The sequence below is a fragment of the Streptomyces sp. B3I8 genome, from assembly GCF_030816915.1.
Lineage (GTDB): Bacteria > Actinomycetota > Actinomycetes > Streptomycetales > Streptomycetaceae > Streptomyces.
The window spans coordinates 5897550-5920593 of the sequence record NZ_JAUSYN010000002.1 but is presented as its reverse complement, the minus strand read 5'-3'; the positions used below and the strand labels follow the sequence as shown (position 1 = coordinate 5920593).

24 protein-coding genes and 2 pseudogenes are annotated in these 23044 nt (G+C 70.1%); 24 read left to right on the top strand and 2 right to left on the bottom strand.

Annotated elements, in window-relative coordinates; translation table 11 throughout:
- Positions 1-3: 3 nt before the first annotated feature.
- The 22 genes and pseudogenes from QFZ64_RS28330 to QFZ64_RS28230 all read left to right on the top strand — a co-directional run bounded on the left by QFZ64_RS28330 (position 4) and on the right by QFZ64_RS28230 (position 18018).
- A complete protein-coding gene (locus QFZ64_RS28330; protein WP_307070359.1) occupies positions 4-462 on the top strand; it encodes a hypothetical protein in 459 nt (152 codons plus the stop codon).
- On the top strand, positions 459-1649 hold the full coding sequence (locus tag QFZ64_RS28325) for a hypothetical protein (protein WP_307070358.1): 1191 nt from the start codon (positions 459-461) through the stop codon (positions 1647-1649). Before QFZ64_RS28330 ends, QFZ64_RS28325 begins: the two co-directional genes overlap by 4 nt.
- A 452-nt stretch (positions 1650-2101) precedes the next feature.
- Positions 2102-2599, top strand: coding sequence for a hypothetical protein (locus QFZ64_RS28320; RefSeq protein WP_307070357.1), 498 nt, complete (start codon positions 2102-2104; stop codon positions 2597-2599).
- A gap of 100 nt (positions 2600-2699) precedes the next feature.
- Complete coding sequence (locus QFZ64_RS28315; protein WP_307070356.1) at positions 2700-3125, top strand: hypothetical protein; 426 nt, start codon at positions 2700-2702, stop codon at positions 3123-3125.
- Positions 3122-3967 (top strand): relaxase/mobilization nuclease, encoded by an 846-nt coding sequence (locus QFZ64_RS28310; RefSeq protein ID WP_307070355.1) that lies wholly within the window; start codon positions 3122-3124, stop codon positions 3965-3967. Before QFZ64_RS28315 ends, QFZ64_RS28310 begins: the two co-directional genes overlap by 4 nt.
- A gap of 13 nt (positions 3968-3980) precedes the next feature.
- The gene (locus QFZ64_RS28305; protein WP_307070354.1) at positions 3981-4676 is read left to right on the top strand and encodes a hypothetical protein; all 696 of its coding nucleotides are present in this window, start codon (positions 3981-3983) and stop codon (positions 4674-4676) included.
- Positions 4677-4699: 23 nt separating this feature from the next.
- Positions 4700-5458: a hypothetical protein gene (locus tag QFZ64_RS28300; protein WP_307070353.1), complete on the top strand. Its 759-nt coding sequence runs from the start codon at positions 4700-4702 to the stop codon at positions 5456-5458.
- Positions 5455-6099 carry a hypothetical protein gene (locus tag QFZ64_RS28295; RefSeq protein ID WP_307070352.1) on the top strand — a complete coding sequence of 215 codons (645 nt, stop codon included), beginning with the start codon at positions 5455-5457 and terminating at the stop codon, positions 6097-6099. The genes QFZ64_RS28300 and QFZ64_RS28295 overlap by 4 nt, the downstream gene beginning before the upstream one ends.
- 16 nt (positions 6100-6115) lie before the next feature.
- Positions 6116-6523 carry a hypothetical protein gene (locus tag QFZ64_RS28290; RefSeq protein ID WP_307070351.1) on the top strand — a complete coding sequence of 136 codons (408 nt, stop codon included), beginning with the start codon at positions 6116-6118 and terminating at the stop codon, positions 6521-6523.
- Positions 6524-6802: 279 nt separating this feature from the next.
- Positions 6803-7185, top strand: a pseudogene (locus QFZ64_RS28285) (hypothetical protein).
- Positions 7182-7985 (top strand): DUF317 domain-containing protein, encoded by an 804-nt coding sequence (locus tag QFZ64_RS28280; RefSeq protein WP_307070350.1) that lies wholly within the window; start codon positions 7182-7184, stop codon positions 7983-7985. The pseudogene QFZ64_RS28285 and the gene QFZ64_RS28280 overlap by 4 nt, the downstream one beginning before the upstream one ends.
- A 26-nt stretch (positions 7986-8011) precedes the next feature.
- The gene (locus tag QFZ64_RS28275; protein ID WP_307070349.1) at positions 8012-8368 is read left to right on the top strand and encodes a hypothetical protein; all 357 of its coding nucleotides are present in this window, start codon (positions 8012-8014) and stop codon (positions 8366-8368) included.
- Positions 8359-9180, top strand: coding sequence for a DUF317 domain-containing protein (locus QFZ64_RS28270; RefSeq protein ID WP_307070348.1), 822 nt, complete (start codon positions 8359-8361; stop codon positions 9178-9180). The genes QFZ64_RS28275 and QFZ64_RS28270 overlap by 10 nt, the downstream gene beginning before the upstream one ends.
- A 52-nt stretch (positions 9181-9232) precedes the next feature.
- Positions 9233-9766, top strand: a complete 534-nt coding sequence (locus QFZ64_RS28265) for a hypothetical protein (protein WP_307070347.1) — start codon at positions 9233-9235, stop codon at positions 9764-9766.
- Positions 9767-9768: 2 nt separating this feature from the next.
- The gene (locus QFZ64_RS28260; RefSeq protein WP_307070346.1) at positions 9769-10545 is read left to right on the top strand and encodes a DUF317 domain-containing protein; all 777 of its coding nucleotides are present in this window, start codon (positions 9769-9771) and stop codon (positions 10543-10545) included.
- Positions 10546-10577: 32 nt separating this feature from the next.
- Positions 10578-12371: a type IV secretory system conjugative DNA transfer family protein gene (locus QFZ64_RS28255; protein WP_307070345.1), complete on the top strand. Its 1794-nt coding sequence runs from the start codon at positions 10578-10580 to the stop codon at positions 12369-12371.
- Positions 12368-12709 (top strand): annotated as a pseudogene (locus QFZ64_RS35435) (XF1762 family protein); the annotation flags it as partial. The gene QFZ64_RS28255 and the pseudogene QFZ64_RS35435, both read left to right, overlap by 4 nt.
- Before the next feature lie 166 nt (positions 12710-12875).
- Positions 12876-13337: a hypothetical protein gene (locus QFZ64_RS28250; protein WP_307070344.1), complete on the top strand. Its 462-nt coding sequence runs from the start codon at positions 12876-12878 to the stop codon at positions 13335-13337.
- The gene (locus tag QFZ64_RS28245; protein ID WP_307070343.1) at positions 13334-14092 is read left to right on the top strand and encodes a hypothetical protein; all 759 of its coding nucleotides are present in this window, start codon (positions 13334-13336) and stop codon (positions 14090-14092) included. The genes QFZ64_RS28250 and QFZ64_RS28245 overlap by 4 nt, the downstream gene beginning before the upstream one ends.
- A gap of 100 nt (positions 14093-14192) precedes the next feature.
- Positions 14193-15464: a DNA cytosine methyltransferase gene (locus QFZ64_RS28240; RefSeq protein WP_307070342.1), complete on the top strand. Its 1272-nt coding sequence runs from the start codon at positions 14193-14195 to the stop codon at positions 15462-15464.
- A complete protein-coding gene (locus QFZ64_RS28235; RefSeq protein WP_307070341.1) occupies positions 15464-16582 on the top strand; it encodes a DnaB-like helicase N-terminal domain-containing protein in 1119 nt (372 codons plus the stop codon). The genes QFZ64_RS28240 and QFZ64_RS28235 overlap by 1 nt, the downstream gene beginning before the upstream one ends.
- Before the next feature lie 65 nt (positions 16583-16647).
- Positions 16648-18018: a DUF317 domain-containing protein gene (locus QFZ64_RS28230; protein ID WP_307070340.1), complete on the top strand. Its 1371-nt coding sequence runs from the start codon at positions 16648-16650 to the stop codon at positions 18016-18018.
- Between the two features lie 154 nt (positions 18019-18172).
- On the opposite strand, the gene QFZ64_RS28225 is transcribed toward QFZ64_RS28230, so the two are convergent.
- Positions 18173-19069, bottom strand: coding sequence for a DUF5655 domain-containing protein (locus tag QFZ64_RS28225; RefSeq protein WP_307070339.1), 897 nt, complete (start codon positions 19067-19069; stop codon positions 18173-18175).
- Positions 19070-19543: 474 nt separating this feature from the next.
- Positions 19544-20041 (bottom strand): NUDIX domain-containing protein, encoded by a 498-nt coding sequence (locus QFZ64_RS28215; protein WP_307070338.1) that lies wholly within the window; start codon positions 20039-20041, stop codon positions 19544-19546.
- A 610-nt stretch (positions 20042-20651) separates the two neighbouring features.
- Between QFZ64_RS28215 and QFZ64_RS28210 the strand changes: the two genes are divergently transcribed.
- Positions 20652-22208, top strand: coding sequence for a hypothetical protein (locus tag QFZ64_RS28210; RefSeq protein WP_307070337.1), 1557 nt, complete (start codon positions 20652-20654; stop codon positions 22206-22208).
- A complete protein-coding gene (locus tag QFZ64_RS28205; RefSeq protein WP_307070336.1) occupies positions 22205-23020 on the top strand; it encodes a hypothetical protein in 816 nt (271 codons plus the stop codon). Before QFZ64_RS28210 ends, QFZ64_RS28205 begins: the two co-directional genes overlap by 4 nt.
- Positions 23021-23044 lie beyond the last annotated feature (24 nt).

The following is a 23044-nucleotide window of genomic DNA, read 5'->3' as shown; positions in this document are numbered from 1 at the left end:
CCCTTGCAACCCGGCACCCATTTCGCCTTCGGCGACCACGCCACCCACGGCTTCGTCGCCTCCTTCACCTCCTCCGTGCCCGCGCACCTCGCCCACTGGTACCTGGTGCGCGAACAGTTCGAGCCCGTCCCCGATGAACCCGGCTTGTACCGGCTCAGCGAGCCCGAGCGCGACGGTCCCCGCCGGACCCGCCAGGCCGTCCACGATCTGCGCCGCCAGGGCTACACCGTGCAGGCCGACATCCGCCTCGACCCATCTCTCGCCGCCGGCCCGCCACGCCCCGTCCGGCCCAACGGACTCCAGGAGCGCCGCAGCCGTCTCGCCCAGGCCGCCGCCGGCCGAACGACGCAGCGCTCCGCACCGCCCACCACCTCCCCGCCGTCGGCTCGGCCGATCCCGCCGAAGCCCACCTATGCTCCGACCGTCCACCTGACGGCTCCGGGCGGCGGGCGGTCCCGATGACGCCCGCGAGTAATCCGGTCGCCGACGGCCCCTTGGCGGCACCGGAACTCGCCAATGGGGTCCGTGACTTCCGGCTACGGATGGCGGTCATCGACCGTGAGACCGAGGTCGCGCTCGACTTGACACGCGACCGGTTCGGCCGCACCGTCCACCCGGGCGCCGCGGCAGCCGCACGAGCGCACCGCGACAAGGCGGCGGTGGAGGCGTACACCACCCACCTCGCCCCGCACGCCGAGGCTCTGCTCGATGTCGCCCGCCTTGTGCTCGACGAGCTGCCACCTGCCCGGCACCTGGCCGGGTGGCGGGCTGTGCTGGACGGCTTGGCCGCCTCCGCCGCCGAGATCCGCCGGGCCCTCGACCGGCCGGCCGCCCCCGACTCCCCGGCCGAACGCGCTCAGCACTCGGCCCTGTGGCCCCACCTCACCGCCTGGGTGGACCACAGCTCCATCGCCAGCAACCTCGCCGACCAACGCGATGGCCAGCACCACAAGGCTCCGCTGACCGACGAGGAACAGCGAATGTGGACCGAGATGGCCCAGGCAGCGCAGCAGCGAGGCGAGCTGGAGCTGACCGAGTCGTGGTACGCCGCCGACGGGCAGCCGATCACCCTCGCCCACCTGATCGAGGACGACGACTCGACGCTTGTCGCGCTGCGAGGCGACCCGGACGCACCGGGCTGGCAGGTGATCGGGCACTACGCGCACGAATACGAGGCAGGGAAGGTACTGCCCGCCCCGGTCCCGCCCGGCGTGCTGCGCGCAGACGTCTCCCGGTTCAACCGCCCGGCACCGGCCCCGGAGGTATCCCTGCAGGAACTCATCCGCGACGTCGTCGAAGGCCAGACCGCAGGAGACGCCTCCGAAGCCCTCCTCGGCGCCGTCCACCGCGGCTACGACGCGGGCCCGATGATCCGCCTCCAGGAACTCCTCGAAACGAGTAGCCAGTTCGCCAGCGCCCTGGAGACCGTGCAGGGCCGCCAGATCGCTGCCCGCCTCTCAACGCTGGGCCGGCAAATCGAGTTCCTCACCCGCGAAGTCGAAGAAGTGGCCGAAGACCTCGGCGCGACCGTCGCCGTCCTGCCCCCACACCGCACCCCCGCGCTGCGTGTCCGCCCACCACGCCCCGCCGTGGACACCACGCCCCCCGCTCCACCGCCCCGCGCCAGCACGACCGCCCGCCACCGCTGAGCACCGCCCCGGCTGCTTGCCGCCGGTGCCGTGTTCAACGCCGGGTGGATCCTGCCGGTGGCTCTGCCGGGACCCATCGCGGCCACCGTCGCGGTCGCCCTGCCCTGTGCATTCTTGACCGTGATCGCCTGCGCCTACGTGACCACGGACGCTCTTGCCCCGGCGGGCCGGTCCAGCGAGGCGTACCCGTGGCTGATCCTGTCGGTCGGCGTCGGACAGTCCGCCGGTACCGCCTTGGCCGGACGCCTCGCCGAGCAGCCGCTCGCCAGCGCTGTGCTCCCCGCCGCTAAAGCGGCCTTCGCTCTCGCCGTCCTTCTCGCCGCGCGCCGACGTCTTGTCCCGCCGGACAGCTGCCGCGCGGCCGACACCGCCGCCCACTCCGAGGCCGGCACAAGACGCCCAGCTCAGGGCGCAACCCCACCACTTTCCAACCCTTTTGAGGAGACTCGTTTATGGCCGTGCGTACGCAGTGGACCGTGGAGCATGCCTGCTCCCACCGTGTGGATCATGACCTGTCCAATCGTCCTGCCGACAAGCGGGCAGGTTTCGCCCGCTGGCTCGCGTCGAAGGACTGCACCGACTGCTGGAAGGCGGCGCGCGACACCGACACCGAGTCCAAGCAGGAGTGGCTCGCGGCGAAGCGCACCGCGGAGCAGGAGGCGGCCGTCGTGTGGGCGAAGCAGTTCGACATGCCGCAGTTGGAGGGCCCGGAGAAGGCCCTGGACTGGGGCGAGCGCTCCCGACACCAGCTGATGACGGCCGCGCACACCGCGCTGGTCCTAGAGGGGAGTTGGGACGAGGCGGACTGGGCGGAGCTGGAGGAGAAGGCCCGCTCCATCACCCGTGTCGGATGGTGGATCGACCAGCGCGATGCCGAAGGCACTGACCTGCTCGAACTCCTCGACGCAGCCACCGAGGCGGACCGCGGGACGGAGAACCCGTTCCGCTGACGGCGGGGGAACATAGCCGGGAAACGCCGGTTAGCCAAACCGGCGTTCCTCCGGACCATTGTTCCTCCCACCCCGCCACCGACCGCGTGGAAGGAACCGCATGTCCCAGCCCCCGCCCACTTCGGCCTTCGCGCCGACGCCCGACCCGCTCACCCTCAACCGGGACATCACCCACGCACACTTCCAGGCCGGCGACACCATCGTCGTCCTGAAAGGGGTAGCCAACGGGGAACTGTGGGGCGATGCGATGCGCGTCGTGGCCCCGTCCTGGCACACCCCGACCGACGAGGACGGGTGGCGGCTGCGTGATGCGACCGGCGGCGCCCAGTCCTACGTCACCGGCCACCCCCGCTACCTCGTGCACCTCTCGCGCCGCTGCCCGGACTGCCTGATCTACCTGCGGGCCATGGAGGACGCACTCCTTGCGCGGTTCGCCGGCCGCGACGAGCTGATCGATTGCGGCTGGTACACCACCACCGCCCTGGGCCAGCTCGTGCACATCGCCGACATCCGGAGCGGCCGGTGATCCCCCGTCTGCACGAGCGGACCCACCGGCCCCAGGACCCGCTCGAAGAGGCGCTCGGCCGGCCGGTCTCACCGAACGAGGGCCTGACGGAGTACACCGTCGTCGCCCACTGGCCGGGCCTGGATTACTTCACCCTGGACGACGAGCAGAAGACCTGGACGGCCGTCCAGTGGGCCGAGCACCTCGAAGACCCCTACCTGGAGCACCCGTTCACCGCCAGCCCAGAAGACGACCGGCGGGCGATTCTCCACCTCAGCATCCGCCTTCACCCGCACGACCGGGAACTGACAGGACCCGAGTGGGCCGAAGTCGCTCACCGGCTCGCGCGGGCCGCCGGCATCGAGATTCCCGGTAAAGATCACGGCTGCCGGTGGATCGCCGTCCAAGCCCAGCCCGGGCGGCTCGACCTGATCGCGAACCTGATCCACCTCGACGGCGCATGGCACACCCCTCCCGCCGACAGACTGCGGCGCCTTGCGAACGAGGCGCGTCGCATTGAGCAGGACCTCCATCTGATCCCCGTTCGCTCCGGCCCCGCTCCGCGGCCTGCCATTCGCTCGGCGCCCACGGCATCGGCCCAGCTCGCGGGCATCCTCACGCAGCTCGCTGACGAACAGGCCGGCCCGCTGGCCACGGTGCGCGGACTCGTCGAGCACACCGCACACCGGATCGCCCGCCAGCCGGGAGCGGCCGGCACCGATACCGCGCACCGCCTGGAGCTGATCGCCCGCCGCCTCGACGCCATCCAGCAGGACCTGGACAGCACCGCAGCCCACCTGTTTCAGCCACCTGCCGTCGCCGTCCCGGCCGCCGTCCGGCACACCGCCCACCGATCGCCGTAGGAGAAGCGTCTCCTTGCTCCGTACCGACCGCTTCCTGGACATCCGCCGCGACCCGCACTCCGGAGAACTGCTCGCCCGCGGCGGCGACTCCGAGGCGCACAGCATTTTGCAGCGCGTGGGCTTCATCGCCGTTGTCCGCGTCCACGAGACCTACCACCGTGCCCCCACCGGTCTGGCCTCGGATGACGAGTCCCGTCTCGGCACCGATGCCGTCGCCCGACTCCCAGCCGCCGGATACCACGTCGACTGCGACGCGGTCTTCGACACCGACTCGCGTCCGGCCAGTTACCTGCCGCTCGGCGCTTCGGTCGCCCACCTCGCCGAGCGGGTCCGCGAGGCCACCACCACGGACGAGGCGGCCGACGCGCTGACCGAGCTGACCGCCGCCCACGACGGCATCCTCGCCGCGCTGGACGAAGTCCTCACTGCCACGGCCGACTTCCATGACGGGCTTGGTGGCCCGTCCGACAAGTACATCGCCCAGCGGCTCCGCCACATCGCTGACGAGCATCTCCGCGTAATCCACGGCGACCTCTCCTACCTCCGCAACAAGCTCGCCGACCGGCACGCCCCGCATCCCGGCCGCAGCACCTGCACCAGGGAAGTTCCGTCCACCGAACAAGAGCGCTCCGCCGTGTGCGCCTGCCCGCCCCCGCCGCGCGCGCTCCCTGCCCCGCCGCCCCCGTTGGCCGCCGGACTGCGCCGCTGACTCCAACCCTGCCCAAGGACACCATGCACGACCACGACACCTCCGAGCGCCTCGCCTCCTACGCCGACGTCCTCGCCGGCGAACTCCCTGATACCTGGACCAGCTCCCACCTCCCGACGGACGCCAAGGACGACCTCGCCGAACTCGCCGACCGCATCTGGGACCTGGACCTGGTAGCCGCGTCCCTCGCCGAGCACCCGCTGAAGCAGGCCGCCGTCCTGAGCCGCCCGGACGGAGCCCAGCTTGTCGTCCTTGACCGGCATGACGGACGCGACGGATTCCTCGTCGCCGCCGTCGCCCCCCGCGCCCTGCCCGACGAGGCGTACCGCGCCGTCCCCGAGCCCAACGGCATCGCGCTGGCCGACGACCCGTTTCTGAGCGCCGAGCAGGTCGCCGGCGACCTGCTCGCCCGCTACGACAGCGCCCTCGCCCAGGTCCGCCACAACGCCCTGGGCGGCATCCAGCCGTCCCAGCCGGACCGGGTCGTCCTGACCTGGCAGCAGGACGGCAGCGTCGCCACCGCCCCCGCCGACGACCGTGCCGACACCGTCCTCGTGGCCCACGGCTTCGTCCAGGACCCGCACAGCGGCATCTACCGCCTCAACGGCGACGACACCCAGGCCCAGGCCCGCGCCCTGCGCGAGATCGGCCCGCAACTCGACGCGCTCGGCATCGGCACGGCCCTCCAGCACCCCGCAGGCCGGATTGCGCCCACCGCCGCCCCAGCTTCCATGCCGCCGGTACCGGCCGGCAGCCGTACGCCGACCACCAGGTCTCGGTGAAGCAGCCGGAGCCCGACTTCTGGGTGTTGGAGTACGTCACCATCACCAAGGATCCCCGCACCGACCTGGTCGTCGCCATCGGCGGCACCGAGAAGGCGGCGGACATCCTCCAGCGGACCGGGGGCTTCCTCTCCGTTGCCGGGCCTCGCGGGGACTACCACCGGCTTCCGCACGGCCTGCCCACCGAGCAGCAGCGCCTGAAGGCAACCACCGCTTCACACGCCCTGCTCGCCGCCGGTCACAGCGTCCACCTCGACCCCGCCCTCAACATGCTGGTCACACCGGACGGCGAACGTGAGGCAGCCCTGCGCTACCTGGCCCGGCTCGCCGAGCGGGTCGCTGCCGCCGAGACCAGCGGTGAGGTGGCAGAGGTCCTGACCGAGGTCGCTGCCCCAGTCCAAGGGCTGCTGCCCCTCACCAGGGAAGTGGTCGTCCGCGCCTGGACGGCCGCCTGTGACCTCCCGGGGGCACTCGGCGAGGAACCCGAGCCGATCGCGCGGCTCGGGGACACCGCGAGATCCATGAGCGAGGCCGCCCGCGTGATCCTCCACGCCCGCAATCACGCCGCACGGCCTGCGCAGCGGCCGGCCACGGCACCGGCGCCGAGCCGCGTCCAGTCCTCGGTATCCCGCCGCCGCTAACCCCGGAAAGAACTACATGGCCAACCTGGCCGACGAGTACGGCACAGACGTCGAGATCTACATCAAGGCCCTGACGACCACCATCCACGCCGACACCCCGACCGGCGCTCCAGCCAAGCTCCACGACCTGCTGGAAAAGCTCGGCCTGGAGCGCCACGCATACCCCACGGACGCCCCGATCTACATCTGGCACACCGTGCCCGAACACCTTGATGCCGACGAGCAGAAGCGCCTGGCGACCCGCACCATCCCCGCCCTGCTCCTGGCCGGGTATGAGGTCAACTGCACGCCCGACGTCTTCGACGAAGCCACCTACCGGCAGGCCGTGCACGACATCCGCACCCGTACGGCCCGCCCTGCCGCGCAGCAACCGGCGCCGGCCGGCTCCCCCTCGCGCCCCGCACAGGCCCGCCGTACCCCGTAATACGCCCGGGCGGCCCCGGTACGACGCCGGGGCCGCCCGGCCACCGCACCGCCCGATTCCCGGAGAAACCCGTAGCAACTCGCACACCCCCGCCGATCAGCGACCGGCTCAAGCCCCGGCTCGCCACGGCCCTGTTCCGCCGCTATCTGCGCGCCTGCATTCCCGCCGGCCCCGACCGCGCCTCCCCGCTGGCCGGCGCCCGCCCGGAGGCCGTACTCGCCGAGACGCAGCGCGTCGGGCAGCGCCACAACCACTGACCGTCCACCGACCCGGAGGAGCATGTCCCACCCCGCCCCCTACCCGGTGAGACTGGCCGACGAGATCTCCCGCCAGCTCGGTCAGCTCGCCGACCACCTCTCGCGGCTTCCCCCGACCCAGGCCGCTCAGGTCATCGCCCGCATTCTCGACCCGGACGCCGGAGTCCTCGGCGGCGTCACCACCTCGTCGCCACCGGAAGCGTGTTCGCCAAGGACCAGGCAGAGCGAGGCGCGCTCCCCGCAGAGGTGTGGCTCGCTCTGGGCCGTGCCTCGAACGAACTGCACGACATCACCCTCGACCTGGACGAACACCAAGACACCCTCAAGCGCGTCGGCGCCCAACCCGCCACCACGGCGGCAAAGCCCCCGGCACCCGCACCGCTCGTCGTCCGGCGGCGCCGGTGAAGAAGAAGCAGTGGCAGGGCTGGGGGGCGGGCGAGCAGGCCGAGCAGCACTACCTCGTCCAGCCCCGTGCCCTGGCTGGTGGCGGCGACGTCCGGCACGTCTCGGAGTTCCTGCGCGCCTCGGGCTGGCGGGACAAGTCCAAGTCGGGCGACCCCCTGCACATGGAGAGCCCGGACCGGACCGTCCGCGTCGCCTACGACCCCTACGTCCTTCCCGGCGGGTGGACCATCCACGGCCAAGCAGATGGTGCCAACGGCGAGTGGTCGGCGCACCTGGGCCGGCAGACCCCGGTGGAGATCGTCGCCGGACTGACCGACGCCCTCACTCGCCCCCGCTCCGCCCACGCCCCCAACGTCTGGGCACCTCTGCAGGAGCAGAACTGGCACACGCGTTTCGAGGGCGCGCACTACATGGCGACGAGCCCCGACGGCACCGCGTGGATGCAGTACCACCAGGGCGCCGACGGCTCGGCGATGTGGTGGACCGGAGCGCAGGACAAGCAGGGCAACGGCTGGACGGCCAACTTCACGCCGAACACACCGATGCACCTGGTGCAAGCCTTCTCGACCGAACTCGCCAGCCCCGATCCCGTGATGCGTCCGCGCGGACGCGTGCCGCACAGCGCGCAGATCCGTACCTGGTCGGTCTCCGTCAAACCCTCCCAGCTCAGTGCGTGGCAGCAGGCCCGGATCACGGCCGCCCGCGCCGCCACCTGGGCCCGCAACAGCGCCCGAAGTACCCGGCCGCGTACCAGCCCCCGTCCCTACACCCCGACCAGCAGCGCCCGGACCCGCCGCTGACCCCCGCCCCCCTTGCAAGGAGCCCGATGCCCGCACTCACCCCGGACACCATCCGCACCCTGACCGAAACGCTGGCGGACCTCACCGACTACCTGCGCGAGAACCCCGACCCCGCGGAAGCCATCGCCCTCGTTGAGCCTCTCCTCGACGAGTACACGGGCCTGCCCGTCCAGCTCGCCGACACGCTGCGCGCCCTCGCCCGTGCCGTGCAGGAACACCCGGACACGCCCCGCACCGCGCAAGTCGACCTCCTGATCACCGAGTTGCGTACGGCCGCGTGGGAACAGACCGACCAGCACACCCTCCACTACGTCGTGGACGATCTGCGCCAGCTGTACGGCAGTTCGCCGGCGAGCGAGCAGGGGTGCTGTTGGTGCCGCTGAGCGAACGGCAGCTCGCCGCCTTCGCCGACAAGCACGCCGGACGCATCCCGTTCGACACCAGCCCCCGCCACCTCGCCGGCCCCGGAGACGCCCGCCACGTCACCCACGGCCTGGCCGCCGCCGGATGGAGTCCCGTCTCCGACCCCCTGAGTGCCGAGATCGTCCTGTGCAGCCCTGACCTTCGCCACCGTCTCCAGTTCGACCCGCAGTCCACCACCTCCGCGTGGTGGCGGCTGCGGGCCGAGCCCACCGACACCGAGCCCGGCTGGTACGCCGAGTTCGGCGAACTCGTGCCCGCCGAGGTCCTCGCCGCCTTCGCCGACGCCCTCATCGTCCCGCCGCCACGGCAGCCGGACCCTTGGCGGCCGGTGACCTCGGCGGGCTGGCACCACGACTCGGACGGCACCGCGCGCTCGCCGGACTCCATGTGTCACATCGAACTGCGCCCGCTGAGCGAATTCCACGACCGGCCGTCCTGGCACATCGAGACCCGCGAGCCTGGCCACGGAGAGTTTCCCGGCCCACGCATCTGGCACGCCTACCTCGACGAGCACACCCCCACCCACCTGGTCAGCGCGTTCCTCACCGCGCTGGCCGACCGCAGCCCGCTCCAGCGAGGCATGTACGACCGCACCGGCCACTACAGCGCCGTACAGGAGCCCAGCCCGCTGCGCCCGCAGCAGGTGGTCGACGCCCACGCCACTCGCCTCAAGTCGCTCCGCGCACAGGCACGCTCCGCCCGCCGCCGGCAGACGAAAACCGTGACGCCCCCGGCGCACGCCAGCACCGCGCTGCTGGCCGCTCGCCGCTGAACCGACAGGACCCCTCCCCATCTCCCGAGACCACCACGCACACCGCGACTTCTTGCGCCACCTCGACCACTACGTGCGCGACAGCAAGAAGATCCTCGACGCCTGGGACGCCTACTCCGACGAGCACACCGACCTCGACGGCTGGCCCCACGACGACCACGCCTACGGCATGCGCGCAAGCCAGCGCGACGCCGACACCGCCGAGGCGTTCGAGCCGCTCCGCTACGGCGCCCGTCACCTGCTGGCGACCGCCGAGACACAGATGGCCCAGCTGCCGGAGAACACGGTGCAAAGCCGCTGGGTCTACCAGTTGGGCGTCCTGCGCGACGCCCTCGACCGGCTCGACGAACTGCACGAGCAATGGCTGGTCACCCGCGACGCGCTCCCCGCCACCGCCAAGCCCGGCACGGCCGAATTCGACGACGCCCTCGCCGAGCATCACGCCGAATCGTGGAGCTACCTCGACGACTGGGCCACTCACGGCAAAGCGCTCCGGGAGATCAACACCGCTGCTCGAAAGGCCCGTTCGCCTCTGGCCCCAGTACCGGCCCCCGCGCCCATCCGGCGAACCGCGGCACGGAAGTGAACATGCCCGCGACTCCCGAGACCGTCGAGGTCGACTTCATCACCCCGCGCCACCTCGCCGGCGGCGGTGACCCCGCCTGGATCACCGTCCCCCTCCACCGTGCCTGCGGCTGGAGCCACGGCAACGACCCCCTGATGCCGCGCGTCCTGCTCTCCAGCCCCGACCAGAAGGCCCTCCTCCGCCTGGAGCCCGACCCCGACGGACAGTGGTGGACCCTTCACCGCGCCGCCGAGCCGGACCGGCCCGCCTGGTACGCCAGCTTCGGCGCCCGCACCCCCGTCGAACTCATCGCCGCCGTCACCGACGCCCTCACCGACCCGGCCCCAGCCGCTGACGCGCCTTCCGACCCGTACGGAGCACTCCGACAGACCGGTTGGTCACCGTACGGCGACAACGGCCTCGTTTCCCCGGACAAGACGGCGTACATCGAGCGCCTGGGAACACCGGCTGATCTGGAAGCCTGGTTCGTCACCGTCACCCTCGGCATGCATCAGAAGGTGTGGCAGGCCCGCTTCGGCGAGCACACCCCGCCTCACGTCGTCGCCGCGTTCACTGGTGCACTCGCCGATCCGAAGCCCGTACTCCGTATCGACAACGGGCGCAGTCTCCCGACCCTCGACCCCAGCGTCGTCACCCGCCAGACCACGGACGTGCTCGCCTTGTACGTCGCCGGGGCGCTGGAAGAACGCGTCCACACCCTCGCTGCCCGGCACGCGACCGCGCCGACGGTCTCGGTCCCCTCGCGGCAGCCGCCGGCCAGGAACAACCGCAGCCGCTGACCCTCACCTCCCCGCCCGGAAGCACGTAGCCCTTGCCCTCTTCCTCCTCCAACAGCGGCACCGACGGGTACGACCTCGTCCTGCGCCTCCTGATCGGCGTGCTCGCCATCGTCGTCCCCCTGTCCCACCTGGCCTGGCTGTCCGGCAACATCACCGCCTACCTCACCGGCACCGCCTGGGCCCCCTACCAGCCGACCAACGCCCTGCTCCACCCCGAGCGGGTCTGGCCCGACGCAGGAGAAACGTCCCTCCTGATCGGTGCCCGCATCGTCCCCGTTTTCCTGCTCCTGGCCCTCGGGGTGGGGGCGGGCGTCCTGTGGGCCCGGCACAAGAACCGAAGCGGCGGCCGGAAGAAGAAGATCGCCGACATGGCCAAGGCCCGGGACATCGAGCCGCTGATGGCCAAGGCGATCACCGACAAAGCCCGCTCCCTGCGCCCCAGCCTGAAGGACAGCAAGCGCATCGACGCGAAGGACACCGGCATCCTCCTCGGCAACCTGCAGGGCAGCCGCCACGAGGTCAGGATGGGGTTCGAAGACGTCGCCGTCGCGATCATGGCGCCCCGATCCGGCAAGACCACCTCGCTCGCCATCCCCTCCATGCTCGGCGCACCCGGCCCGGTCCTGCTGACATCGAACAAGGCCGCCGGCGACGCCTTCACCACCGCCTACGAGGCGAGGGCCCGGGCGGGGACGGTGTGGACCATGGACCCGCAGCAGATCGCGCACGCCGCCCGCGAGATGTGGTGGAACCCCCTCGCCAGCGCGAGAACCCTGGACGGGGCGAACCGGCTCGCCGGACACTTCCTCGCCGCCTCCGTGGACGCCTCCCAGCAGGGTGACTTCTGGTCGAAGGCCGGCAGCAACATCCTCTCCCAGCTGCTCCTGGCCGCAGCGCTAGACGAGCGGCCCATCACCGACATCATGCAGTGGCTCGCCTTCCCCGCCGACCGCACGCCGCTGGACATCCTGCGCGACCATGGCTTCGCCGCCGTCGCCGCCCAGCTCAAGGGCACCGTCGAAGGGCCGCCCGAGACCCGAGACGGCATCTACGAGACCGCCCGGCAGTACGCCTCCGCGCTCCTGAACGCGGAAATCGCCGCCTGGGTGACACCGCAGAAAGACGTACCGGAATTCCGGCCGGAGCAATTCGTCACATCCACCGACACCCTGTTCCTGCTCAGCAAGGACGGCGGAGGCGGAGCCTCGGCGCTGATCGCCGCGTGCGCGGACTCGGTGATGCGAGCCGCGACCGCGCAGGCCGAACGAGCAGGCGGACGCCTTGACCCGCCCATGCTCGCGATCCTCGACGAGGCAGCCAACGTGTGCAAAATTTCGGACCTCCCGGATTTGTACTCCCACCTCGGCAGCCGCGGGATCATCCCGATCACCATCCTGCAGTCCTACCGCCAGGGTCAGAAGGTCTGGGGAGACGCGGGCATGGACGCCATGTGGTCCGCCTCGACCGTGAAGGTCATCGGCTCCGGCATCGACGACCCCGACTTCGCCGACAAGCTCAGCCGTTTGATCGGCGACCACGACGTGGAGACCACGTCCACCTCGCACTCGGAGTCCGGGAAGTCGACTTCGGTCAGCATGCGGCAGGAGCGGATCCTGCCCGCCGACGCGATCCGCGCCCTCCCCAAGGGCACCGCGCTCTGCTTCGCCACCGGCATGCGCGCCGCCATGCTCGACCTACGCCCGTGGTACCGGGAGCCCGGCGCGGAGGAGTTGTCCGCGGCGTCCGCCCGCGCGTCGCAGGCAATCACCGCCCGCGCCGTCGCAAAGCACGCGCCGACACAGTCCGAGTTCGGGAAGGCCGCGTGAGCGACGCCCGGCTGCACCTGGTGCCGGTCCGCTCACGCCAGGCGAAGGACTTCGTGCGCACCTGGCACCGCCACCACCCTCCGCCCGCAGGCCAGATCTTCGCCGTCGGCGCAGCCGATGAGACCGGCATCCTGCGCGCCGTGGCCATCGTCGGCCGGCCCGTGGCCCGCCACCTCGACGACGGCGCCACCCTCGAAGTCACCCGGACCGCCAGCGACGGCACCCGCAACGTCAACTCCCTTCTGTACGGCGCATCGTGGCGCGCGGCCAAGGCCCTCGGATACCGGCGCCTGATCACCTTCACCCAGGAGGGCGAGAGCGGCGCCTCCCTGCGCGGCGCGGGCTGTCACCTGATCGCCAGCCGGCCGCCCCGGGCTGGATGGCACACCCCCGCCCCCGGGCCAGCCACGGCAACGACCACGTCGCCCGCTTCCTGTGGCAAGCCCCCTGAACCACACGCCAGGAGACGACCTGCACACCTACGAACCTCGCGACCTCGAAGACATGTCTGTGCGCCAAGCCGTAGACGCCGTGACCGCGGACATCCGCGACCACCACATCACCGTGGACGGCACCGGCCTGTTCACCGCCATGCGGCATATCGACCTGCTGTGCCACCTCGCTGCTCGCATGGCCGCCGACGTCGAGTACCAGCTCTCCTCGAACATCGCCGACCTCCCGCCCGCCGAGACCCTCGGCGCCAGTGCCGGCCATCTCGGGCGAGCCATCGCCCACTACACCCAGGCCCTCGCCCCGCTCATCACCCTCACCACCACAGCGCAGGACACGCTCCAGCAAAAGCTCGACTCGCTCGACCACCACAGCCACCTGCGGATCCACCTCGACGACGCCGACCGGGCCCTGGCCGCCGCCCGCACCGCGCTGGAAGTGCCGCGGCCCCCCGCTGCTACGAGCGCACCCGCCCCGGCCCCGATGCACACCCCGGCCGCCCGGCGCCGAGCATGACGACACCGCCCGCCGAGGGCCTCCTGTTCCACGTAGCCGCCCCACCGACGCCGGTTGAACGGCTGATGCTGCTCGCAGACCAGTACGTGCAGCACAACGACACGCTCGACCGGCTCCTGCAGGCCCGTTCGCAGTCCCAGCCCGACGTCCATGCCGCTTCCGCACAGCAACTCGCCGCCGCGACCCGCACCGCCATCAAAGCGGTCACCGACGAACGCCTCTTCCAGAGTCACGAACTGTCGGACGCGGTGGTCCGCCTCCAGCAACTCGCCTTCCTGAGCAGCGCCTCCGCGGACCACCGGCTCCCGATGGCCCGGACTCTGACCGCCTTGGCACCCGAAGCGGCCATGGGCTGCGCCGACACCCTCGCCCACGAGATCCGACGCCGACGTGGGAGTACCAGCGACGCTCCGGACCACCGGCTGACCGCCACACACCGCACCGCCCTGTGGGAGATCGCCTGCGGAAACGTCGTGGCGACCCGCTCTCTGGGACGGCAGTACGTCCACTACCGCGACGAGCGCGTGCTCATCGGCACACTGCGGTCGCTGGAGGCGAACGGCCTCGCGGAACGCGTCCCGCAGTCCGCGCCCTCCGCCTACGTGGACGGACCGCTCCAAGACCGAGTCCGTCTCACCCCCGCCGGCACCACCGCCCTGGCCGCTGCCATCAGCAGCCCGCCCGCCAGCAGAGCGCCCGGTACGACACCCGCGCCCGCACCCACCGCCGCGAAGACGGCCACCCGAAGCCGTTAACCGATCCTCCGGAGCCACACCAGCCCATGACCTCGCACAACCATGCAGAACAAGCGGAACAACTCCGCGCCTTGGCCCGGGACTTCGAAGGGCTGGCCACGTGATACTCGATCTCTTCGCGGGGCCGGGCGGCTGGAGCAGGGCACTGCATGTCCTTGGCGTGCGCGACGTCGGTCTGGAATGGGACGAGTGGGCGTGCAAGACCCGTGCTGCTGCTGGACAGTTGACTATCCGGACCGACGTGGCGATGTATCCGACCTGGCCGTTCATCGGCCGCACGCGCGGGCTGATCGCTTCCCCGCCGTGCCAGGCGTGGAGCATGGCCGGCAAGCGCCTCGGCCTGCTCGACCAGCCGCTGGTGCATGCGGCGGTCGAGGACCTGGCTGCCGGACGCGACACCCGCGAACGCCTCCTCGTCGCCTGCCGTGACGAGCGTTCCCTGCTCGCGGCCGAGCCGATGCGGTACCTCCACGCCCTGAACACGGTCGGCGAGCCCGACTGGGTCGCCATGGAGGAGGTGCCGGACGTCCTACCGCTGTGGAAGCAGTACGCGGCCGTCCTGCGCGGGTGGGGATTCTCGGTCTGGTACGGGATCCTCAACGCCGCCGACTTCGGCGTTCCGCAGACCAGGAGGCGGGCGATCCTGCTGGCCTCCCGGGTCCGTACGGCGCAGCCTCCCATGCCCACGCACTCCCAAGTCGCCGAGCCGGAATCGCTGTTCGGTCCGGGCCGGGCCCGCTGGGTCAGCATGGCCGAGGCCCTGGGATGGGGTGCGACTGACCGGCCAGTTCCCACCGTCTGCGCCGGCGGCGGGCCGGGCGGCGGACCCGAACCGTTCCCGTCGGGCTCCCGCAAGACGCTCTCCGACGCCCGGGAGCGCGGCACCTGGATGCCCAGGCCGGATGGAGTAGCCCTGCGGTCCCGCCGTGAAGGCGCTGGATGGGCGGCCCGGCACGGCACACGCGAGAACCGGGACGCCGACCTTCCGGCGTCGACGTTCACCGCCGAGGCGCACCGCTGGTCCTGGTCCCTGCGCAGCAACAACCAGGCCAACGCCACCGTCCGTCCGCTGTCCGAGCCGGCAGGCACGCTGTTCTTCGGACACCGGGCCAACGAGTGCACCTGGGTCGCCGAACCCACCTCGCCTCCCACTGCGGACACGGACGCGTCGGCAGTGCCGGAGCCGATCCGGATCACCGCCCGCGAGGCCGGCATCCTGCAGACATTCCCCGCCGACTACCCCTGGGCCGGAAACAAAGGCCAGGTCTTCGGCCAGATCGGTAACGCCGTACCGCCGCTGCTCGCCGGCCACCTCCTCGCTCCGCACCTCGGCGTCGCCCTCGACCCCGACGACTTCGCTCTCGCCGCCTGATGCCCCAAACCCCAGAACCCGACGAAGACGACCTCTACGCCAGCGCACCACCGCAGCCGGTGTTCCACGTCGAGCAGGCTCTCCTCGGTGCCCTCCTCCTCGATCCGCACCGTCTCGGCGACGTGAACGGCATCTCCGCCGACTCTTTCTCCACAGCCGCGCACTCCGCCCTGTTCGCCGCGATCAGCACCCTGCCGCCGCCCGACCCGGCCGAGCACGCGAAGAACACCAATTGGCTCAACCGCGTGCTCGCCATGGCACGCGAGCAGGCACGCGGACTGACCACCTCAGACCTGCACGCCCTCGTCCAGGTCTGCCCCTGGCCCCGCCACGCACCGGCCTACGCACGCATGGTCGAGGCCGAACACGCCCGCCGCCGCCTGCAGACAGCCGCCGAACGCCTCATCCAGACCGTCCACGATGCCTCCCTCCCGCACCCCGTCCAGACAGTGCTCGCCGAGACCGACGCGCTCACCTCAGTCGTGGACGACGTCGCAGCCCGCTTCCCTCCACGCGCCGGCGTGCTGCCACGCACCGGGGCACCATCGCCGCCCGTCCCGCCTGACTACACGGAGGCAGTCGAGGAGGAGCAGTTGCTGCTCGCGACCGCCACCGCCTACCCCGCCGACATCGAGTCCGTCCGGTGGCTGCTCCCGGACGACCTCACCCTGCCCTTGCACGCCGGTCTCTGGCAGTGCCTGACCGCCCTGGCTCGCCGCCCCGAGCCCGTCGACCCCGTCACGGTCCTATGGGAGGCCCAGCAGCGCGGCCTGCTGGGCGACGGAAGTGAGCCGGGCGAGGTGCTCCGCATGCTGGCCGAACCGGCCGGATCCGTGGAGTACTGGGGCGAGCGCGCCCTGCAGCGTTCCCTCCTGGCCACTGCCGATCTCACCGGCCGGCACATCAAGGCGTACGCAGGAGACCCCGCGAACACCCCGTTCCAACTCGTCGTCGGCGCCCGCCGAGCCCTCGCCGACATCGGCGCCGTCCGCACCCGCTGGCAGCACGCCACCGGAACGGTCCCGACGCCGCGACCGCGACCGACGCCCACCACCCGTGCCGGCCCGCCCACCACCACGGCCGCGCACGCCGCCCGCGCCGCGCGAGCCACCCGATAGCACCCCGCACACGCCGGTGGCCGGACCCGAAATCCCGGCCACTGGCAGAGGAGACGACACCCCACGTGACTTCCAGCATCGACGCCCACGTCCGCCTCGACACCCACCCCATCCATCCAAGCGCCGTGACCGCCGTCTTGACCGGCACCCAGGCCCACGTTGCCCAACTGGGTCTGGAGGCAGCCGACTGGACCGCCGTCGCCGACAACGTCCTGGTCCTCGTCCGCATCGACCGCGAGGAGCCCTACTGGGCCAAGGACGCAGCCAAGCACCTGTCCGCCGAGGGCATCGCGGTCGAGATCACCCCTCGGCTGCAGGAGGCCATGGACGAGGAATGGACCTGGGCGAACTATCCGATGCCGTGGTGCACCCGCAGCGAAATCCGCGAGGTCTCCAATCAGGCGCAGAAGATCCACGATGACATCCACCACGGCCAGCTCCTCATCCACGCCCACGCCCACGACGGCCACACCACCGTCGCGGTCGGCACCTACCTTCCCCGAGGCGACAAGTCCGTCTACCTCCACGGCGAGGACCACCTGCGCCAGATCGCCGACACCTTCGACTCACCCGCGCAGGCCCTGCTTGCCTTCGAGAAGCTCCACGCGGCCGAGATGCGCCCCGGCCCAGCACCCCTGACCGACACCGAACGCGCCGCCATCGAGGCCCGCTCCGTCTTCGACGTCACCGCGGCCAAGACCGAACCCTCCCGCCCAGAGCCGGATACAGTCCCCGTCTACCTGGCCGATGCCGGCGACCACGACGCTCTCCTCGACGCCTTCCTCGACGCGCACGGCGAGTTCGAGAAGTGGCGGACTTGGTCGGATGAGACAACGCACGCCATCCACGAGTCCCAGACCCTGCGCATCGAGCGCGTCCACGAAACGCCAGCTCACGAAACAGCGTGGACCGTGGCCGCCTACGAGACACCCGTCTCCGACCGCATGTGGGTCCTCACCGCGACCGGCGCCACCCCCGCCCCGGTGTTGGAGGAGTTGCTGAATCACCTCGCCGACGGCGACGGCTGGGACACAGTCATCGGCGCCCCAGTGGACGAGAAGATGGTCACCGCGGCCACGCAGCCTCTGTCCGACGCCGGATGGAAACACACCGTGGATGGTCGATGGATCCGCTGGACGTCCCCCACCGGGGACGCGGGCATCCAGTTCGACGCCTTCACCGCCCAGCACCCGAGCCAGAACCTGGCCACCTGGACCGTCTGGGCCGGTCCCGACCCGGACCGACCCACCTGGACCCTCACCGCGTCCCCGCACACCCCGAGTTCGCTGCTGGCCGATCTCTCCGAGACCCTCGCCCACAAAACCGGCACTCGCCACCCACAGACCGGAACCCCCGAACGCAGAACGAGCCTCGTCACCAGCCCGCCGGTCACCCCCGCGGTCGCGGCCACCCCCGCTGTCAGCCGTACACGCTGATCGTCAGCACGCAAGAGCGGGGCGACATAGCGCGGGATCGCCGGTTAGCCCAACCGGCGATCCCGCACATCATTGGTAGTCCACCGCCACGCCCTACTCGCACGTCGAAAGGGGCCACCCCACGGCCACAGAGCAGCCATAGGCCGGCAGACGATCACGCCGCCGCGTAGCTGGCCCGGAACAGATCCTGCGCCCGCTCCACGTCTCGCGGCGTACGCAGCTGCACCTCCAGATCACCCGTCCCGTGGTGACCGAGACCGGACACGTCACGGGTGAAACCCGGAACGAGGTCGACGTCCTGCGGATCGACCTTCAGGTAGACCAGCAGCTTGCTGCGCTGCGGCGGGCAGAGGCAGGCGAAGTTCCGCAGCCGCTGATAGGCCCGGTAGGTCTTGCGCTCGACGCGGTTCACGCCGTCCCCGAGCCCGAGCAGTACCTCGTCGACAGCGTTCGCCAGCTCCACCATCGACGCGCCCTGGACGTCGGCCGCAGCCCGGGCAACCGCCTGGCGGCGCGGCCGGCGTGCTACCTGCATGCCCCCGCTCACGGACGCCACGGTCTCAAGGCCGAGCAGGTCGCCGCCGAAGAGTCGGTAGCGGACCAGGTCGATCGACCGCCGGTGCTCGCGAACGGCGTGCACGTCGTAACGCGTGAAGTCGCCGGCGATACAGATCAGGCGCGGTCCGCTCCACAGGACCTGGGACGCGGCCGTCACCTCGAGCCGGTCGCGGACCATCTGCTCGAACTCGGCGCGATGGTCCATCAGCCATGAGAGGTAGAACAGGCCCTGGTTGATGACGCCGGCGTCGACGCCGCGCTTGTACTCGACGATGACCGGCGATCCGTTCTCGTCCAGACCGAGCGAATCGATGCGGCCCCCGTGAACCGGCCCCGTGCCGTACTCGCTCGCCAGGAACCGGACACCCAGCAACGTCTCCATGTGCGCCTCGACGAGACCTTGCACATCTGCCTCGGCCTCAGCAAGACGCGGCGTGACCTCGGTCATGCCACTATTCGTCGTGTTCGTGCGGAACAGCTTCAGGCCCGACACCTTCCCCTCCTCGACTCGGAGATCACCAACGCCGATGAGGTGCGGGATTGTTTCCGCGAGAGGCTGAGGAGGCGTGAAGATAATACGAGACCCTGCGTGCGGCCCGGCCGGAGAGGCGTCGCCTCTCTCGGTCACCGGGAATCTACGGTTCCCCCATGCGTCCCCCGCGCCCCAGGGGACAGCATTAGGAAGCTCTGGAGCATGACGCCACGAGGGCTGGCCGCGGCAACGCTATGGGGCCATTCCGTCGCCGTACCATCCTTGGCAGAACGGGTGTGGAGCGAGCGCAGGCCGGACCTGGAGAGCAGGTCCGGCCTGCTGATGGCGCTGTTCTTCTGCGCGAAGGTCGCAGGGCCACACGTGCACCCGGGGGATCCCCGGCTGGAGCCGGCCAGGAAGGAAGCCGCGCGGCTCATTGCTGAGCTTCACAACCTTGGACGACGGCCCCGCGGCAGCTGCCCGGACTGACCGTCATCAGCCCTCTGGCCAGCCGTCCAACGAGAGGATGGGGCCCCCGTCCAAGTACCGCTTGACCGCGACCAGGGTGGTGTGTGTAAAGGGTTGCGGAAGGCCGTCCGGAGGCACCCAGGCGATGGTGTCGTGCTTGTGCGGCTCCGCATTGCGGGGAGGACCGCTCCACTGGTCGGTGTGGAAGACCAGGGCCATGAACATTCCTGGGGCCTCCGCTCCCCAGCAGCCATGGACGACGTGGATGAGGCGCAGGTCCGTCTCGGCGACGACGACGCCCGTCTCCTCCTTCAGTTCTCGTACCGCAGTCGCGGTGATCGGTTCCCGGGGTTCGCCCTTTCCGCTGGGGACATCCCATTCGCCAGGCGCGAAATCCAAGTGGCTGCTCCGCCGCAGGATGAGGAGTCTGCCGTTGTCAGGATCCGTGACGAGAACAGCAGCGATGAGCCGCGTCGTCATCGGTTCACTCTTCCACCGGGCCGTCGGCTGATCGGACTCAGTCAATCGCCCTCCTCCAAACGATCTCAAAGCGTGGGAGCGATACACCCAGCTCTTAAGCTCGGTCAGTCTGCCGCAGAAGCCGAACGATGCGCCTCAATATTTCGCGGCGCGAACGCCCGCTGGTCGCTTTTCATGACCAGCCCTCACCCTGGTCATGGGCCCTTGACTCGAATGCTGCCCCTTTTCGCCGGGATACCCAGCCTTCCCACGCATTGACCTCACCCGGCCGATCCACAAGAAGCGCCCCACCGGACAGGACCCTGCGGCCACTTCCTCACCATCCAGTCGCTACCGAACCCTCGGAGCGATCGGCTCCGGGATGAGCACGGCCCCGTCGCAACACTGTCGGACGCCAAGGACCTCCACCTCAGCAGGAGATCAGGGAAACGCCTTTGAGCCATAGGTTTCGCGCCAGCCGCTCAAATCTGCGCCCATCCTCCGCCATGGCGGCCACACGAACTGGGAACGGTCACCCGAGAGCGGCACGCCAGCCATCGCAGGCTGCCCCTCACCGCATCCATAAATAGCGCACCAGTTCGGGTCCTGAGTGATTGTCAGTGCTGTGTCCTAGCTTGAAATCGCAAGGCGAGACCGGGAATTAGGGGAAGACCTGGTGATCTTTGAAGAGCCGTCCGCAATCTACGAGAGCATCACGTCGCGGATGCGAGCCCTAGCGGTGGTCTATCCGGTGCTGGGCTTGGATGCCAGCAAGGCCAAGAAGGAGCGCGGGTGGGACCGGTACCGTATGGCTGAGCTGGCCTTGGCCGCGATTGACTTCGTAACGCTGCGCACCGACATGCGGACAGCCGTGCGGCAGGAGGCTGTCGTGGAACATGTGGCCGAATTCGCCGCACTGCAGCAGTCGGGCCGGACTGGGGAGGAGTACCGGGCAGTCGCCCGCTGGGTGACCGAGCGGCTGATCAACACCGAAGAACGCGACCGCGCCTTCCGTCACGACGTCGGGTACGTGACAGACAACGAGTTCGAGACGCGCGAGGCATCTTTCCAGATCCTCAAGGAAGTCCCCGATCACGTGGGGCAGGCAGCTCTCATCGCCACGGACGCGGCGATCACCGTGCTGGTGCATGCGATCGACGTCGATATTGCCTCGGAACAGATTGCCGCCGAAGCCAAGCTGGAAGCTCTGCTCAAGCGTTCACGGATCAGCGAGGCGTGGCAGGCCGCGCACAACGCACGGATCCAGAGCGTCCGGTACGCCAAGGACATCCATGGGCGCATCGAAGCCATGAAGCGCAATGTGCGGGCTGTGGACTGGGACACGGAAGTCAGGGACACGGTCGATGAGGCTCTGGAGCACGTGCGCAGCCGGTCCGCGGCCGAGACGAAGCACAAGGAGCGGGTCAACCAACTACTGGAAGCCACCGCCGATGAACGCAAGCGCAGACAGCTGCAAGACCTGGAGGCGCTCATCCACGAGTGCTGGCAACGCCACGCGGTACTGATTGACATGCTGATGACGGTCGGTCCTGAGTTCCGGCGCCAACAGGACCGTCAGGTGTTCGTGGCTCCGGCGATTCACACCCGCGTACATCTACATGAGCAGCTCCTTCAGCCGGTGCTGGAACTCTCACTTAACGCGTGCTTGGGCCCCTTGGAGGCGTTCACTCGTGCCGTCATGGGGCCCGTGCGTCCTCGTGTGATGTACCTGCCCGACTTTCTGGAAGGGCTCACCAGGGTCGCCGAGGAGGCCGGCGGGGAGCTGGTGCCGGTTCAGAACGAGTACGACTGGTCGGAGATCGACGCCCGTACCGCTTTCAGCGAAGAGCAACACTACGCGGTGGACGCGCTGCTGGCTGCCATCACGGACCAGGGCGTGCGGCTCTCGACCCTGCTGGCGGCCACACGCCAACCAGGCCCGGGAACAGGACCGGAATCAGGCACCGACGAGTTGCTCACGCTTCGCACCCAGCAGCTCTTCCGGCTCATTCCGGTGCGCCAACTCGTCGATGGTGAAACTGCCGTGGTGGCCGTCGACGACGGCACAGTCCTGGATGACGTCCTCTTTGGCGGCAGCGACTTCCTCCTGGTCCGCACCGGGGGCATCGGTCCCTCGCAGGAGTCACAGACGAACGCGCCACTGCCCACTTTCCCAGCACCGCGCCGCCCGCAAGGCCCTGACGCCCACCAGCTTGATCAGGAGAGTGCATGAACCGTCACGAGGATGCTGCCGAGGCTGCCCGGATGGTCGCCTTCGCCATGGCCCGCCGCAAAGCGCCCGCTCGCTCTGGCGACTACGCCCGACTCGTCCAACGCTTCGACACTGAGCCGGACTTCGCGCAGGTAGTGCGCAAGGTCGCCCAGGGATTCGACCTGACGGTGCTGGAAGTTCATCCCATGACCGGGTTGGTCCTGGGCACCACGCCCGAGACCGACTTCGGGGTGTCCGTCTCCGACCTCGTCCCGCAGACCGCCGATCGCCCCCTGTACCTGCTGGCCCAGCTGACCATCGCCGCCATGGTCTTCCCCCGTCCCGAAGACCTCGACGATGACGAGCATGTCGGCCGGATCTCAGTCAAGCAGGTCGATGAAGAGGTCCGGGTCCTGGCGTCGACCATCGAACGCCGCCTTGCACAGAGTGACGGAGATGTTGATCCACCCTCCGATCAGCCGGGGCTGGAAGGACTGTGGCGGGCCTACCTGCGCCGGAACGCCACGGGAAAGACGCAGACCGACAGGGCCCCACGAGCCTCGACGAGAGCACTGGTGAAAAAGGCGTTCGCGCATTTGGAGAGCCACGGTTTCGTACGCAAGGTCAGCGACGAAGACGCCGGCACATATGTCACCAACGTCAAGTACCGACTGCAGATCCGCGACCAGGCCGCGCGCGACATGCTGGAGGAACTCGCAGCACTGGGAGTCGCAGCGCTCCCCACGGACGGCACACCCAACCACGACCAGCCATCACCGCACGACCCCCCGTCGCCGACCGAGAACACGCCGGTAACCGACCTGTTCAGCTGACCGCCCTCCTGCAAGGACCTCTTT

Coding starts and splice junctions, on each gene's coding strand:
- QFZ64_RS28300 (WP_307070353.1), top strand. CDS start 4,700: ATGCACGACCACGACACCTCCGAGCGCCTCGCCTCCTACGCCGACGTC.
- QFZ64_RS28205 (WP_307070336.1), top strand. CDS start 22,205: ATGAACCGTCACGAGGATGCTGCCGAGGCTGCCCGGATGGTCGCCTTC.
- QFZ64_RS28315 (WP_307070356.1), top strand. CDS start 2,700: ATGTCCCAGCCCCCGCCCACTTCGGCCTTCGCGCCGACGCCCGACCCG.
- QFZ64_RS28320 (WP_307070357.1), top strand. CDS start 2,102: ATGGCCGTGCGTACGCAGTGGACCGTGGAGCATGCCTGCTCCCACCGT.
- QFZ64_RS28235 (WP_307070341.1), top strand. CDS start 15,464: ATGCCCCAAACCCCAGAACCCGACGAAGACGACCTCTACGCCAGCGCA.
- QFZ64_RS28325 (WP_307070358.1), top strand. CDS start 459: ATGACGCCCGCGAGTAATCCGGTCGCCGACGGCCCCTTGGCGGCACCG.
- QFZ64_RS28290 (WP_307070351.1), top strand. CDS start 6,116: ATGGCCAACCTGGCCGACGAGTACGGCACAGACGTCGAGATCTACATC.
- QFZ64_RS28275 (WP_307070349.1), top strand. CDS start 8,012: ATGCCCGCACTCACCCCGGACACCATCCGCACCCTGACCGAAACGCTG.
- QFZ64_RS28245 (WP_307070343.1), top strand. CDS start 13,334: ATGACGACACCGCCCGCCGAGGGCCTCCTGTTCCACGTAGCCGCCCCA.
- QFZ64_RS28260 (WP_307070346.1), top strand. CDS start 9,769: ATGCCCGCGACTCCCGAGACCGTCGAGGTCGACTTCATCACCCCGCGC.
- QFZ64_RS28250 (WP_307070344.1), top strand. CDS start 12,876: ATGTCTGTGCGCCAAGCCGTAGACGCCGTGACCGCGGACATCCGCGAC.